The sequence below is a fragment of the Streptomyces sp. YJ-C3 genome (assembly GCF_053891275.1).
Map to the genome: position 1 here is coordinate 3,946,787 of NZ_CM132685.1, position 14,334 is coordinate 3,961,120.

The following is a 14,334-nucleotide window of genomic DNA, read 5'->3' on the forward strand; positions in this document are numbered from 1 at the left end:
CGTGCCGCAAGGGCTCAGGAGCTTCCCTTCCGTCACTTCTCGCCACTGATTCAACACGCAAGGTTACTGAAAGACGGGGGTCCGGGATGAGTTCCCCGGCCGCCCACGGCAGACTCTGGCGCAGGCGGCCGCCTACTCCCGAGGCGGTCGACCTGGGGAGGGGAAGCACCCCAGGGGGAGTCCGTGTGTGTGGGGCGCGCGGACTCCCCGTTTCCCCTCAGCTCCCGGTCAGGAAGCCGGCACCGTGTCCTCGAACGTGGTGCCCGCCGAGCGGTATGCGGTCACCTTCGCCGCCACCTGCGCCGGGGTGAGCACCTGGTCCTTGACGTGCAGCACATAGTCGACCTGCTGGTCGTAGGCGCGCGCGGTGGTGCTCGTCTGGCCGGCCAGGTCGATCAGCCACTGGTTGAAGTTGATCGACATGGGCCGCTCCGGCAGGTACGCGGCGTCGTGCGTGCCGAAGAGCTGCCCGTCGACGTAGTACTTGATGGTGCTGTTGTCGATGGTGAGCACCAGGTCGTGCCAGCCGCTGTAGCTCTGCCGGCTCTCCGTGTGCTGGTTCACCGCCTGCCACGGGTCAGGGTTGTAGGTCTCCCAGGACGTCGTGTACAGGATGTTCGACGGCTCGCCCCAGCCGCCGTTGGGCAGGTACTCGAAGTCGTACTCGGCGTAGTCGTCCGCCATCGGCGCCTTCAGGTCGTTGATGGTGAAGAACGTCTGCACCAGGTGGTCGCCGTCCGGACCGCTCTTCGGCGCGTCACTGAACTTGACCCGCGCCGCGTACGTCCCGTTCTTGAACTTGAGTGCCTTGGTGAGGACCTCGGTCTGCTTGGTGCTCTCGCCCGTACCCGCCGTCGACGTCTCCAGGTTCATCACCGAGTTGCCGCCGGAGGACGGGAACGTCACGTTCTGCGGCGCCCAGGTCGCGCCCGGTACGCCGGGGCCGCCGGAGTTCGAGCGCACGCTCCAGCCGTTCGCGGAGATCTTCGGGTCGTTGTAGCCGCTGTAGTTGAAGTCGTCGAAGAGCGTGGCCCCGTCGCCGGGCGGATCGGTCGGATCGGTCGGGTCCGTGGGATCGGTCGGATCGTTTCCCTCGGGGGCCGTGCCCCAGACGACGGCTCCGTCGAGCTGCGCGGTGACCTTCGACCAGTTCGCGTACGCCGACTGGGCCGCGCCGAACGAGTAGTCGTCGGCCTGGTTCAGCGACTGCCAGTCCGCTCGGTAGAAGCGCAGCTGCAGATCACCGGTGTCCGCGCCCGCCGCGAGCGAACCGGCACCCGACGTGAAGCCGACCTCCAGGTAGCGGTCGGCGGTCGCGGTCGGGTGGGCGAGGGTGCCGAACGTGCCGGTGACGTTCCCGCAGCCCTTGACGGCCCACGAGCAGGCGAAGCGGTAATTCGCGCTCGCGGTGTCGGACTTGAAGTAGTAGCGGACCTTGACCGAGCTGAGCGGCACGCTCGCGCTGCCGGTGTTGCGTACCTTCAGCCAGGGCTCGGCCTGGTCGCTGCCGGTGCTGCCCGTGTGGTACTGCACCGTCAGATCGCCGGCGGCGGCGGAGGCGCTGGACGGGAGCGCGAACAGGCCCGCGCAGCCGAGGGCGACGGCCACGGCGCAGGTGGCCGATCTGTTGAGGGCGGTCTTTCGCGTGGTGGATTTCTTCATGTCGGTTCCTTTCCGGAACGGTGGGGGACGGTGAGGTGCGGATCGAGGGGGCCGTGCCGCACGCCGAGCGCGGCGAGCCGGGACGTGTGCGCGGCGACGCGGTCGCGGAAGCCGGGCCAGGACGGAGCTCCGTGCCAGGCACGGTCGGCGAACGCGCACAGCCGGGGGAAGGACAGGCGGTCGACGTGCTCGGCGGCCGGGACGAACTCGGTCCACAACTGCGCCTGCATGCCGATGAGCTGTCCTGCGACGTCGGTGTCGTCCGGTGGCTCGTGGTCGTGGACCGCGCGCAGGTCGACCACGGCACCCGGCTGTGCCTGCGGTTCGGCGGGGGAGTGGGACTGCGCGTAGTCCAGGTAGCTCGCCCGGTGCTGGCCGCTGATCACGGTGTGGCCGCGTTTGAGGGCGATGCGGGTGTGCTCCGGGTCGCGCCACGTCATCACCGTGAAGTGCGGCGGCAGCCCCTCCCCGGTCTCCGCCCAGGCCGTCGGGACGCGGCCGCGATCGGTCAGGAGCTCCCCGATGCGGCCCAGGAACCAGCCGCGCAGCGCGGCCGTGTCCGGCAGCCCCTCGGCTGCGGCCCGGGCCCGCGCCGCCGGGCTCCGCGCCCACTCCGTGGTGGGGCACTCGTCGCCGCCGATGTGCACGTGCGGCGAGGGGAACACGTCGAGGACCTCGTCGAGGACGGCACGGCAGAAGTCGAGCACCGGCTCGTGCACGCCGAGGACGTTCTCGCACACACCCCACCGCGTCCACACGCCGAGCGGCCGCCCGGGCACGTTGCCCAGCTCCGGGTAGGCGGCGAGGGCGGCCCGTGCGTGCCCCGGCATCTCGATCTCCGGCACGACGGTGACACCGCGCGCGGCGGCGTACGCGACGAGCCCGCGTAACTCCTCGCGCGTATAGGCGCCTTCGTGCGGCACCCCGTCGAAGAGGCGGCTCCCCGCGGGGCCCACCATCGACTCGGCCCGCCGCCCACCCACCTCGGTCAGGCGGGGATACGCGGCGACCGGCATCCGCCAGCCCTGGTCGTCGGTGAGATGCAGATGCAGCACGTTCAGCTTGTGCAGGGCGAGCAGATCGACGTACCGGCGCAGCAGCGACACCGGCTGGAAGTGCCGTGCCACGTCGAGCATGAAACCGCGCCAGGAATGCCGCGGCACATCGGTGATCTCCGCGCAGGGCACGCGCCAGGCGACGCCGGGCCGGGCCGTCCCCGACAGGGCTTCCGCCGGCAGCAGTTGGCGCACGGTCTGGATGCCGCGGAGCAGCCCGGGCAGGCGCGCGGCCCGCAGCAGCACCGCGTCCGGCGCGACGGTGAGGCCGTACCCCTCTTCGCCGAGGCCGCCCAACTGGGGATCGAGCGCGAGCACGAACGGCCCGTCGGGGGAGGCGGCCAGCGGCAGTCCGGTGGCGGGCGCGAGGAGCGTACGGAGCAGGTCGGCGGCCGGTTCGGCGCCGGGGGAGACCCGGACCGTCGTGCCGGGACGGAGCGTGAAGTGGCCGGGGCGAAAGGAGAGGTGCGTGGGCAGAGGGATCAGAGAGGGGCGGTGTGCGGGCACTGCGGACCTCCGGACAGGGGTGGCTCAGCCCTTGACGGCGCCGGCCGCGAAACCGGACGTGACATGCCGCTGCAGCACGAGGAAGATCATCAGCGCGGGCAGCGCGAACAGGGTGGAGGCGGCCATGGTGGCGCCCCAGTCGGTGCCGAACGTGTTGTGGAACGAGGACAGCCACACCGGCAGCGTCCGCTGGTCCTGCTGCTTGATGATGAGGAAGTTGGCGTACGCGAACTCGTTCCACGCCGTGATGTAGCCGAACAGCGACGTCGCCATCAGACCCGGCGCCAGCAGCGGGAACGCGATGTGCCGGAACGCGCCGACCCGGGTGCATCCGTCGACCTGCGCCGACTCCTCCAGCTCGGCCGGGATCGTCGCGATGAAACCGCGCAGCACCACGATCGTGAACGGCAGCGTCATCATGAAGTACACCAGCGTCAGCGTCGGCAGCCGGTCCAGCATCCCGGTGTCCCGCGAGATGATGTAGACGGGAATGATCAGCGATTCCCACGGTGCCATCTGCGCGACGAACACCATGAGCATGAACTGCCGCCGCCCGCGCCAGCGCATCCGCGCCACCGCGAACGAGGCGCCGAGCGCCACCAGCAGCGCGAGCAGGACCGCGCTCACGGTCACCAGCAGGCTGTTGCGCCAGAACAGTCCGAACCCGTCGGCGTCGATCGCCCGGCGGAAATGGTCGAGCGTCCAGCTCTGCGGCAGCAGCTGGGGGTGCTCGGACTGGATGTCGCGGCTCGGCTTGAAGGCCGTCGCGACCATCCAGTACACGGGGAAGAGGCAGACGACCACGGTGAGGGTCGCGGCGACATGGATCGGGATGCGGCGCAGCGCACGGGGGGTCGTCACCGTTCCGCCTCCTGTCGGAACATCTGCCGGAAGTAGGCCACGAGCACGCCGGACATGAGCAGCACCGTCAGCATCGACGCGGCCGATCCCAGGTCGTAGCGCTGCTGGGCCAGGGCCGTCTGCACCGCGTACACCGGCAGGATGGTCGTCGCGTCGCCCGGGCCGCCGCGGGTCATCACCCAGATCTGCACGAACGCCTTGAACGTCCAGATCACCTCGAGGGACAGCACCAGCATGAAGATCGGCCGCACGATCGGCAGCGTGACCGAGCGGAAGATACGGGCGCCGGACGCGCCGTCGATGCGAGCGGCCTCGTACAGCTCGGACGGCACCGTGGTGAGTGCCGAGTACAGCGTGATCGCCGCGAACGGGACCGACTGCCAGACCACGAGCGCGACCAGGATGGCGAACGCCGCCGGCCCGTGCGCCAGCCACGGATACCCCTCGTACGACGAGAACCCGAGGCCGGTCAGGGCGTGGTTGACGATCCCGAACTCCGAGTGGAACAGCCACTGGAACACCGTCGTCGCCGCGACCACCGGCATCGCCCAGGTCAGCACGAGCGCGCTGAGCACGGCCGTGCGCCAGAGCCGCCCGAGCCGCTCCACCATCAGCGCCACCAGCGTCGACAGCCCCATGATCAAGGCGACGTTGACCGCCATGAACAGGAACGTGCGGCGTACGACGGTCCAGAACCGGGCGTCGGAGAGCAGCGTGGTGTAGTTGTCGAAGCCGGTGAAGTGCGCGTCACCCAGGATGAGTTGGCGCAGCCCGAAGTCCTGGAAGGAGATCAGGACCGTGCGGGCCAGCGGATAGACGAGCAGGTACAGCATGCCGAGGAGGGCGGGGGCCACCAGCAGGTACGGCCAGGCGCCGGACGTGGTGGCGCGGCGGGCGGGGTCCCGTGGGCGCCGGGGCGGCCGGGTGAGGGGGCGGGGTGCGGTCCGCTCGCGGACGACCGACACGGCGCTCACTCCTTTCCGTCGTGACGAGGGGAGAGGGTCAGGATCCGGACTTCATCGCCGCGGTGATGGCGTCGGACGCCTTCTTCGCCTCCGAGGCCGCGTCGCCGCCCGCGAGGACCGCCGTCAGGTAGTCCTTGATCGGGTTCTTGGCCTCGACGGCCGCCCAGCCCGGCGTGTTCGGTGTCGCGTGCCCGACGGCCGCGCCGACCGCCATCGCCGAGGCACCCGGGTCCTTGGCCACCGCGCCCGCGAGCGTCGTCTTGTTCGGTACGTAGCTCATCGCGACGGCGAGCTTCTTCTGCCAGGCGTCGCCGGTCAGTTCCTCGATGAAGGTGTACGCGGCGTCGTGGTGCTGCGACACCGTCGGGATCACCAGGTCCGAGCCGCCGGTGAAGACGGCGCCGGGCGTGCCGGCCGTCTTGCCGGGGATCGGGAAGAACCCCAGCTTGCCCTTCAGCTCGGGGTTGTTCTGGGTGACGACGTTGGCGCCGCCGGGGGTGCTGATGATCTGCGCCACCTGTCCCTTGGCCATCACCTCGGCCTGCGGCGGCTGTGCCTCGTCGGAGTCCTTGGGGCCCTTGCCGAGGGCCTGCAGCTTCTTGTAGAAGGCCATGGCGCGCAGCGCCTCGGGGGAGTCCAGGGCGCCCTTCCACTGTCCGCCGGACTCGGTGGCCAGGTCGCCGCCCTCGTCCCAGACGAAGCCGGAGAGGGCGTACCAGTTCTGTCCCGGCAGGTAGATGCCCTGCTGCGCCCCGTTGTCGAGCTTCTTCGTCGCGTCGATCCACTGCTCGCGCGTCGTGATCGACTTCGCGTCGACGCCGGCCTTCTCGAACAGGTCCGTGCGGTAGATGACGACCCGGTTCGCCGCGTAGTACGGGATACCGTACTGCTTGCCCTCGTACGCCCCCGGCTCGGCGAGGCCCTTCAGCCAGTCCTTGCCGCCGAGCGCGTCGACCTTGTCGCTCAGGTCCAACAGGCCGCCGCTCTGGGCGAACTGGGCGACCTGGGTGTTCCCGGTCTCGATGACGTCGGGCGCGTCGTTGCTGGCGAGGGCGGCCGTGACCTTCTCACCGATGCCGTCCCACTCCTGGATCTGGACGCGCACGTCGATGTCCGGGTGCGCTGCCTCGAACCCCTTCTCGAACTCCTTCTGGAAGGCGGCCGAGACGCTGTCGCGCATCAGCCACACGTCGATGGTGGTCCGCCCGCCGTCACCCGATTCCCCGTCACCGGAGCCGGACGAACTGCAGGCACTGAGCCCGGCGACCGCGACGAGCGCGGACAGACCGGCGAGCAAGCGGAGCTTCACGGTTCACCTCTGGGGCGCCGGACCTGACCAGTTGTGCAACTGGTCAGGTGACCTCTGGTGGTGGAGAAAGCTGGCATAGACCACTGGACACGTCAAGCCCCCAGGAAATGCTGGGTAGTTGTCGATCAAGCCCGGGCCGTGGTCAACTGGTAAGGCAACTGGTCGTACGGCACGAGGGGGCGGAAGTGAACGCCGACGCGAACAGGGACGCGCCGGGGGCGGTGCTCAAGCGCGAGCGGGTCCGCGACCACATCCTCGAACTCATCGAGTCGCAGCGCCCCGGCGACGCGATCCCCTCCGAGCGCGCACTCTGCGCCCGGCTGGGCGTCTCGCGTCCCACGCTGCGCGCGGCCGTCGACGAACTCGTCGCCGCGGGCCTTCTCGTCCGCGAACACGGCCGCGGCATGTTCGTCGCCCCGGAGAAGATCACCCAGGAGCTCGTCGCCCAGGAAGAGGCGCTGACGGTGCCCCAGGCCGCCGGGGCCTGGACCAGCCGGCTGCTGGAGTTCACCACCATCCAGGCGGGCGCCCGGGTCGGCCGCAAGCTGCGCCTCTCACCCGCCGCGAAGATCGTGTACGTGGCCCGACTGCGGCTCGTCGACGGGGCGCCGATGGCCATCGAGCACCTGCACATCCGCGCCGACCTGGTCCCGGGCCTGAGCGCCCAGGAGCTGGAGAGCGGCGACCTGTACGCGCATTTGCGCGAACACCACGACGTACACGTCCGCGAAGCCGTCCAGGCCATCGAACCGACCGTCGTGACCCGCGCCGAGGCCGACCTCCTCGACGTCCCCGAACTGTCCCCCGCCCTGCTCTTCGAGCGGCTCACCTCGGACACGTCGGGGCGGCCCGTCGAGTACGTCCACTCGCTGTACCGCGGCGACCGCTACCGCATCGTCTCCCGCCTCACCCTCGGCCCCACGGCGACCGCCTCGGCCGTCGCCGTCCCGGAGGCGGGCCACCACCCCGGCATCCCGCCCGGCGACTTCGCGCACCGCGACACCGTCGCCTCCTCCACCCGGGGCGATGTCCAGCAGGCACCCTGACACACGCCGGCGCCTGCGCGGCGCGGGCCCCGGACCTGGTTACGGTTCCGCCATGGCCGACTACCGCATCGAAACCGTCCGCAACGGCGAGCGCGACTGGACCGCCCGCAACGACCGCGGCGCCGAGGTCCGTATCGCTCCCGCCGACTCCGACGGGGCCCAGCCCTCGTTCACCCCCGTCGAACTCCTCCTCGCCGCGCTCGGCGGCTGCGGCGGCCTCGTGGTCGACCGCACCGCCCGCACCGTCGACCACGACGCCCTGCGCATCGTCGTCGAGTCGGTCTCCCGGCCCGAGGACGACGGCCGCGTCGGCGCCGTGCGCGTCTCCTACGAACTCGCCCTGCCCGAGGGCGACACCCGCGCCGCCGAGACCCTGGAACGCGGCATCCGGCTCACCCACGAGAAGTACTGCACGGTCAGCCGCACCGTCGAACACGGCGCGCGCGTAGAGGCGTTGGGCCCCGACGGCACGATGCTCTTCATGGGCGGCTGACGGGGCGTCCCGCGCCCGGTCGGCTCAGCGTGCCCCGTCCGCCGACCGGAACCGCGCCGCCTCCAGGCGCACCGACTCGACGTACTGCCCCGGCGTCATCCCGGTCTCCGTGCGGAACGGCCGGGCCAGATGCCGGACGCTCTCACTCGGGCCTTGCGCCACGAAGTGCCGCCGGACGATCCGGCGGCACTCCTCAGCTTCCGCCTCCGCGGAGACGGGCGTCTTGGCTGTGGGGTCAGGTGTCCCACAGATGCGCAGATTCGGACACGGCCTGGTCAGGGCAGGTTGTGCACCTTCGGGCCGACCGAGTTCGACCAGGCGGAACCGGCCGTCGCGTCCCAGTTGGTCGACCAGGTCATCGCGCCGCGCAGCCCCGGATAGGTCTTCGCGGGCTTGAAGGAGCCGCAGCCCGTGCCGCGCGCCAGGCAGTCGAGCGCGTTGTTCACCACCGACGGGTCCACGTAACCGCTGCCCGCCCCGCGCGTCGACGCCGGGACGCCGAGACCGACCTGCGACGGGTCGAGGCCGCCCTCCAGCTGGATGCAGGCGAGTGCGGTCAGGAAGTCCACCGAGCCCTGGCTGTACACCTTGCCGTCGCAGCCCAGCATCGAACCGCTGTTGTAGTACTGCATGTTGACGACGGTGAGGATGTCCTTCACGTTGAGCGCGGTCTTGAAGTACTCGCCCGACGTCGACTGCATGTCGATGGTCTGCGGCGCCATGGTGAGCACCAGCTTCGACCCGGCCTTCTGCGACAGCTGGCGCAGCGCCTTCGTCATGTACGTCGAGTTGAGGCCGTTCTCCAGGTCGATGTCGACGCCGTCGAAGCCGTACTCCTGCATGAGCGCGTACGCGCTGTTCGCGAACGCCGTCGCGGACGCGTCGCTGTTGACCGAGATGCTGCCCTTCTCGCCGCCGACCGAGAGGATCACGGACTTGCCCGCGGAGTGCTTGGCGGCGATGTCCGCCTTGAAGTCGGCGGTGGAGGCGTAGCCGACGGCCGGGTCGAGGTTGAAGGTGATCTGCCCCGGGGTGGTCGTGGCGTCGGCGAACGACACCGCGATGATGTCGTACTGCGACGAGACGTCCCGCAGCTTCTGCACGGTCGCGCCGTTGTCGAAGTTCTGCCAGTAACCGGTCAGCGCGTGCTTGGGCACGGTGCCGCCGCCTCCGCCGCCCCCGGAGGTGGCTGTCTTCGCCGTCACGGCCGCCGACTTGGCGGACTCACCGGCCGCGTTCGTCGCGCTGACCTGGAAGCTGTACGAGGTGTTCGCCGTCAGGCCGGTGACGGTCGCCGAGGAACCGGAGACCGAGGCGACCTTCGTGCCGTCCCGGTAGACGTTGTAGCCGGTGGCCGTGGAGACCGGGGTCCAGGACAGGTCGACGGAGGACGACGTCGTCGCGCCCGCGGCGAGGCCCGCCGGTACGCCCGGAACGACCACCGGGTCGGTGCCGCCGCCCCCGTCGGGTCCGAAGACGCTAACGTCGTCCACGTAGTACGGGCTCTGCCCGTACCAGCCGTGCGTGTAGACCGTCACCGACGTCGTGTTCGCGCCTGTCTTGAAACTGGTGGTGAGCTGCTGCCAGGACGAGCTGCCCGGCGTCCAGGTCGAGACATCGGTGGTGCCGGTGCCGCTCGCGCCGAGGTAGGCGTAGCCGCCCTGTACCCAACTGCTCAGCGTGTACGTCGAGTTGGGCTTGACCGCGACGGTCTGGGTGCACTTGGCGTTGTCCTGGCCCGCGGGGGTGCCCTTCAGCGCCTTGGCGCCGCCGTGCACGGGCGAGGAGACGGTCGCGCCGCTGCCCGCGGTACAGGTCCAGTTGCTCAGATCGGACTCGAAGCCGGCGTTCTTGGCGACGTTGACGTCCGCGGCCTGGGCGGGAGCGGCGAGCGCGGTGACGCCGAGCGCCGCGGCCGAGGTGACGGCGAGTGCGGCGCCGAGCCGGCGCCGGGCGCCGGGTCTGCCATGACGTGCACGGTCCACGGGAGTGCCTCCGGGGGAGAGGTGAAGGGCGGATGTGAACGGTGGCCACCGCTGTGCGTCAGAATTGGTCCAGGCCAATCGAGTTGTCAAGACCTCTGGAGTGCCCGGCCCGCGGAAGTCCCCGGCCTCGTGGAGTGCGACGAGTCCCGCCGCGCGGCAAGGTCGTAGCAGGGGGCGGGGCAGGAGGCCCCGCCGCACACCGGCCGTCGGAGGTCACCATGGCAGCGCGCCCGGACGCGGCGACGGCGCTGAACAAGCGTTTCAGCGCCGTGCTGGAGAAAAGCCCGAACCCGGGCGGATGGACCTACGTCGTCTGGCCCGAAGCGGCCGCGTTCTTCGGTACGCGCGGACTGGTGAAGGTGCGCGGCACCGTCGACGGGCACCCTTTCCGCAGTTCCTTCATGGCCCTCGGCGACGGCCGCCACAAACTTCCCGTGAAGGCGGACGTGCGACGCGCGATCGGAAAGGATGTGGGCGACACCGTGACCGTCCTGCTGGAGGAGCGGCTTTCCTGAGCGTTCAGAGCAGTCCGCGCACGTAAGCGGCCTGCCCCACGTGCTGGAGGTCGTCCGACAGCACACTGATGAGCCGCACGCCCAGGGTCACCGGCGGGTCCCAGTTCTCGTCCACGACGCGGTCGAGCGCGGCGTCTTTCAGGTCACCCAGAAAGCCCAGCGTCTGCTCGTGGACCGCGTCGTAGTAGCCGAGCAGCAGCGTGCCGGAATCGACCTTCACCTGGCCGACCTGCTGGGACGTATGGCCGTATCCGGTGTCCGTCGCCGGCAGGCGCAGGCCGAACCGGTCGGCCCAGCCCCGCGCGAGCCAGACCTGCTCGAACCCGGCCGCATCGGCGAGATGGTCGTCCTGCACGCGCGTGAGATGCCAGATCAGCCAGGCGACGGAATTCGCGCCGCCGGGGCGCGCGTGGAGATCGTCGGGGGAAAGGCCCTCGACCGCCGCGTGCACTTCCTCCTGAATGCGGCCGTAGCCGTCGATGAGTACGTCGTGTGAGTGCATGGGGTGCAGTTTCGTCGACCGTCTGCATTTCGGCCAACGGAGCGCCCGAATATGCCAGGAGACTGGCGCGAAAAGCATGGTGACAGTGCGCACGAAGTGCCGATACTCGTCGGGTGAGACGGTTGAACTTTGTTCGATGCGGCATATCGCGGATCAATGACCTTGATCGGCGCGGCCGTCGGGATCGGATCGCTGATCAATTACCGACCAGTTAGTGATCAATGGTGCCAGGCAATGGGGGAGATCGTGCACGACGAATTCCTGTGCCACGTCACCGCGTACGGAATCTGCGGTGGACGGCGCGTCGGAGTTCCGCTCGGTACCTACCGCGCCCCCACCCTGCCGCTCGCCCTGTGGTGGCTGCGCGACCGTGCCACCTGGATCGCCGAACGGCTCGACCCCCGCCCCGGACTGTCGCACGTGCCGGAGGGCGCCCTGATGCCGATCGGCGACGACACCCCGGACGTGCCCGACCTGCTGCGGGCCTGGTGCGCGGACACCGCTCAGCAGGAGTGCGTCGCCGAGGAGTTGGCGGGCGGCCGGCTCGTCCGCGTCGCCACCCGCGACGACACCACCGAGTACGAGCTCCTCGCCGAGTCCGTGGACGCCGTGCGCATGGCCCGCACGGCCGCGCGCGCCCGGACCCACGCCTCCGTATGACAGTCATGACTAGTAACCGACACGAGTGAAGCGGCGATTGCCTGAGCGAACACCCGGGGAGTGTGGTCACGCACGGTAATCACGACCACCTCGGGGCCGCCTGAATGAAGAGCACGTCCGCACTCACCGTCACGCTCCTGGCCCTCGCGGCCGCCCTCGTGCCGAGCGCGACCGGCGCCCAGGCGGCAGGGGGTCCGGGCCAGGTCTGCTTCTGGACCGAGCCGGGCCAGCACGGCCAGGCCTGGTGCTACGGGCCACCCGGCTACGCCGAGGCGGAGAACGGCACACAGCGTCACGCCTACTCCTTCGAGTCCCGCGTCGCGGGCAGCGTCTACGCCATCAGCTACACCGCCTCCAACTGCCTCTACCGGGAGATCCGGCGCGACGACTACTCCGAGAACTGGGAGTGGGCACAGAAGATCGACGGGGTCAGCGACAACACCATGGGCTGTGAGCGGGGCTGACCGACCATGCGATCCCGACCACGGCCGTGGAGGCTCGCCCTCGTGACGGGCCTGCTCCTGCTCACCGGGTGCGCGGGCCGCCCCGCACCACCGGCTCTCTCGCCCGACGACACCATCAGGGCCGCACAACAGGTCCTCACCGACCGCTGCCTCACCCGCCAGGGGCTCACCCCGCCCCGGCCCGGGCAGCGCGGGGTGAGCGCCGACGAACAACAGCGCGTCGCCGCCGCCCTGTTCGGTCGCCCGCCCGCCGAGCTGTCCCTGACCCTCGCCAACGGCGTCCCCGTACGCGCCCACACCGACGGCTGCCTGGCCGCGGCCCAGCGCAGCCTCTACGGGGACGAGAAGCGCTGGTTCCAGGTCTCGACCGTCGTCAACAACCTCCGGCCCGAGGCCGCCTACCGGGAGCGCAGCCTCGCCTCGGTGCGGGCGCGGCACCGAGCCGAGGTCACCGAATGGCGCCGGCTGAAGGCGCACGCATTCGATGCGTCGGCCCGCGTGCTGCATGCCGCCGGCCACCGCTGACACACGGCACCAGCCGAAGAACACACCACAAGGAGACACATGACCCTGAAGCACCCCCTCGCCCTGCTCGCCGCCGCCGTCATCGCCTTCGGCGGCGCCGCGGTCACCACGACCGCGTACGCCGCCCAGTGCCCCAGCGGCGAGTTCTGCGCCTGGACCGACGCCGACTACTCCGGTCAGCGCTGGAACTGGTCCGGCGACGACGGCGACTGGGAGCCCGGCATCCAGGACGAGGACTCCTCCTGGGCCAACCACGGCATCTCCGGACCCGGTATCAAGGACCACGTCCAGGTCTACGAGAACCCGGGCTGGGTCGGCTTCGGCACCGTCTGTCTCGCGCCGGGGCAGGAGATCCCGTCCGACGGCTGGGGCAACGACAGCGGTGACTCCCACACCTGGAAGATGAGCTGCTGAACGCCCCGCGCCGCGGCGGGAGTTCAGAACCCGTCGGGCGTGTGCGGCAGTAGCTCCGTGTACAGCGCGGCGTCGAGCATCGACGCCGCGCCCGGCGTGTGCTCGGTGACCAGCCCCGCCTGCACCAGCGACCGCACGGGCGTCGCGCCCATGTAGGCGGCGGCCAGGTCGCGCGCCTCCAGCGACAGATCCGGCGCGTCCCCGGTCGGCGCGTACGAGAACCCGTCCGGCGACGCGATCAGCCGGTACGAACCCGCATTGTCCGGCCGCTGCTCGTCACGGACCGCGAGCACCACGTCGACGGGGGCCGCCCAGGAGCGTGCCGCCAGTGCGGCCCGCACGTCGACGAGCCGCACCCACAGCGACGGGAACGAGCCCGTCACCCGCACCTGGTCCCGGTCCGCCGCGAACAGCAGCAGCGGATCGTCCAGCGGCCGGACCCAGGCCCGCACCTTCCCCGTCAGGTCGATCGCGGTCAGATAGCTCCACAGCGCGGCGGCCTCCTCGGGACCATCGGCCTCCAGGTCGTCGACGCGGACCAGGCCCGGCGTGTTCGCGTCCTCGTCACCCGCCTTGGTCCGGTAGATCGCGTACCCGGCGAGCGGGTCGCCCAGCGTGACCACCCGGGGCGGCGACATGTCGTCGTCGTCCTCGTCCTTCTCGACCAGCCACTCGTCGCGCCACCAGGCCTCCGTACGCGCCTGCCGGCCCGCCCGGTGCGCACGCGTGCTCTCGAAGTAGGGGTCGAGCAGCGCGGGGGCCGACTCCGGGTCGACCAGGCGCAGGGGGCGGGGGTCGGGCGCGATGCGCAGCGCCAGTGGACGCCGCGAGTCGATCTCCACGGTCGCGCCGTACGTGCCCGCGCCGAAGCCGAACCGCCCATAGATCGACGCCTCCGACGCCCACAGGGCGACGAGCGGCGCGCCCTGCCGGGCACAGCGGGCGAACAGCTCGCCCATCATCGCGGAGAGCACGCCGCGCCGCCGGTGCGTCGGCGCCACCGACACGAACGTCAGGCCGGGACAGGGGAGTTCACCGCCGCCCGGCACGGAGACGGTGAAGGGGTGCGCCGCCGCGAACCCGATCAGATCGTCACCGTCGTAGGCGCCGATGCGCAGAAGGTCGGCCAGGGTCTCACGGTGGTGCTTGCGCCGGTCGTCCTCCGGTGATTCGTGGAAGACGAGGTAGGCGAGCGCGAGGGCGCGCTCGATGTCGGATTCGGGCAGCTCACGGATCTGGACGGATCGGGCATTCATGATCACAAACCCTAACGGGGAGCTGCCTCTCGCGCCGCCCGTGGGGCCTCCGTGGGCAGCGCCATGGGGCGCCGCCCACGGCGACAGGCCTCGGCGGCGCCGACTCCGTCGAGGA

General features: G+C 70.7%; 16 protein-coding genes. 7 read left to right on the forward strand and 9 right to left on the reverse strand.

The features are described from left to right. Positions 1 to 228: 228 nt before the first annotated feature. From ACVHNB_RS17370 to ACVHNB_RS17390, 5 genes are read right to left on the reverse strand one after another with little or no spacing between them, the layout of a single operon-like run. Entirely contained in the window at positions 229 to 1,662 is a 1,434-nt protein-coding gene (locus tag ACVHNB_RS17370) for a cellulose binding domain-containing protein (protein WP_456228543.1), read from the reverse strand. Beyond that, on the reverse strand, positions 1,659 to 3,224 hold the full coding sequence (locus tag ACVHNB_RS17375) for a beta-N-acetylhexosaminidase (RefSeq protein WP_456228544.1): 1,566 nt from the start codon (positions 3,222 to 3,224) through the stop codon (positions 1,659 to 1,661). The genes ACVHNB_RS17370 and ACVHNB_RS17375 overlap by 4 nt, the downstream gene beginning before the upstream one ends. 24 nt (positions 3,225 to 3,248) lie before the next feature. Further along, positions 3,249 to 4,085, reverse strand: a complete 837-nt coding sequence (locus tag ACVHNB_RS17380) for a carbohydrate ABC transporter permease (protein ID WP_456228545.1) — start codon at positions 4,083 to 4,085, stop codon at positions 3,249 to 3,251. Further along, positions 4,082 to 5,050 (reverse strand): carbohydrate ABC transporter permease, encoded by a 969-nt coding sequence (locus ACVHNB_RS17385; RefSeq protein ID WP_428950242.1) that lies wholly within the window; start codon positions 5,048 to 5,050, stop codon positions 4,082 to 4,084. The genes ACVHNB_RS17380 and ACVHNB_RS17385 overlap by 4 nt, the downstream gene beginning before the upstream one ends. A 37-nt stretch (positions 5,051 to 5,087) precedes the next feature. Next, positions 5,088 to 6,359: an extracellular solute-binding protein gene (locus ACVHNB_RS17390; protein ID WP_456228546.1), complete on the reverse strand. Its 1,272-nt coding sequence runs from the start codon at positions 6,357 to 6,359 to the stop codon at positions 5,088 to 5,090. A gap of 185 nt (positions 6,360 to 6,544) precedes the next feature. Here ACVHNB_RS17390 and ACVHNB_RS17395 point away from each other — a divergent pair, with 185 nt between their 5' ends. Together ACVHNB_RS17395 and ACVHNB_RS17400 are read left to right on the forward strand one after the other, a co-directional pair. After that, positions 6,545 to 7,405 (forward strand): GntR family transcriptional regulator, encoded by an 861-nt coding sequence (locus ACVHNB_RS17395; protein ID WP_428950240.1) that lies wholly within the window; start codon positions 6,545 to 6,547, stop codon positions 7,403 to 7,405. Between the two features lie 52 nt (positions 7,406 to 7,457). After that, complete coding sequence (locus ACVHNB_RS17400) at positions 7,458 to 7,898, forward strand: OsmC family protein (protein WP_428950239.1); 441 nt, start codon at positions 7,458 to 7,460, stop codon at positions 7,896 to 7,898. A gap of 24 nt (positions 7,899 to 7,922) precedes the next feature. Here the strand turns inward: ACVHNB_RS17400 and ACVHNB_RS17405 are convergent, their stop codons facing one another. Continuing rightward, positions 7,923 to 8,060, reverse strand: coding sequence for a hypothetical protein (locus ACVHNB_RS17405; protein ID WP_428950238.1), 138 nt, complete (start codon positions 8,058 to 8,060; stop codon positions 7,923 to 7,925). Between the two features lie 113 nt (positions 8,061 to 8,173). Continuing rightward, positions 8,174 to 9,883 (reverse strand): chitinase, encoded by a 1,710-nt coding sequence (locus ACVHNB_RS17410; RefSeq protein WP_428950237.1) that lies wholly within the window; start codon positions 9,881 to 9,883, stop codon positions 8,174 to 8,176. Between the two features lie 218 nt (positions 9,884 to 10,101). Here ACVHNB_RS17410 and ACVHNB_RS17415 point away from each other — a divergent pair, with 218 nt between their 5' ends. Further along, entirely contained in the window at positions 10,102 to 10,398 is a 297-nt protein-coding gene (locus ACVHNB_RS17415) for a DUF1905 domain-containing protein (RefSeq protein ID WP_428950236.1), read from the forward strand. Positions 10,399 to 10,402: 4 nt separating this feature from the next. Here ACVHNB_RS17415 and ACVHNB_RS17420 read toward each other — a convergent pair whose 3' ends face one another. Beyond that, complete coding sequence (locus tag ACVHNB_RS17420; protein WP_428950235.1) at positions 10,403 to 10,900, reverse strand: mycothiol transferase; 498 nt, start codon at positions 10,898 to 10,900, stop codon at positions 10,403 to 10,405. 246 nt (positions 10,901 to 11,146) lie between these two features. On the opposite strand from ACVHNB_RS17420, the gene ACVHNB_RS17425 reads away from it, so the two are divergent. The 4 genes from ACVHNB_RS17425 to ACVHNB_RS17440 all read left to right on the forward strand — a co-directional run bounded on the left by ACVHNB_RS17425 (position 11,147) and on the right by ACVHNB_RS17440 (position 12,963). Continuing rightward, positions 11,147 to 11,560: a hypothetical protein gene (locus ACVHNB_RS17425; protein ID WP_428957428.1), complete on the forward strand. Its 414-nt coding sequence runs from the start codon at positions 11,147 to 11,149 to the stop codon at positions 11,558 to 11,560. Positions 11,561 to 11,664: 104 nt separating this feature from the next. After that, positions 11,665 to 12,024 (forward strand): hypothetical protein, encoded by a 360-nt coding sequence (locus tag ACVHNB_RS17430; protein ID WP_428950234.1) that lies wholly within the window; start codon positions 11,665 to 11,667, stop codon positions 12,022 to 12,024. 42 nt (positions 12,025 to 12,066) lie between these two features. Beyond that, the gene (locus ACVHNB_RS17435; RefSeq protein ID WP_428950233.1) at positions 12,067 to 12,549 is read left to right on the forward strand and encodes a hypothetical protein; all 483 of its coding nucleotides are present in this window, start codon (positions 12,067 to 12,069) and stop codon (positions 12,547 to 12,549) included. A 39-nt stretch (positions 12,550 to 12,588) separates the two neighbouring features. Continuing rightward, positions 12,589 to 12,963: a peptidase inhibitor family I36 protein gene (locus tag ACVHNB_RS17440; RefSeq protein WP_428950232.1), complete on the forward strand. Its 375-nt coding sequence runs from the start codon at positions 12,589 to 12,591 to the stop codon at positions 12,961 to 12,963. A 23-nt stretch (positions 12,964 to 12,986) separates the two neighbouring features. Here the strand turns inward: ACVHNB_RS17440 and ACVHNB_RS17445 are convergent, their stop codons facing one another. Further along, the gene (locus ACVHNB_RS17445) at positions 12,987 to 14,219 is read right to left on the reverse strand and encodes a GNAT family N-acetyltransferase (protein ID WP_456228547.1); all 1,233 of its coding nucleotides are present in this window, start codon (positions 14,217 to 14,219) and stop codon (positions 12,987 to 12,989) included. Between the last annotated feature and the right edge of the window lie 115 nt (positions 14,220 to 14,334).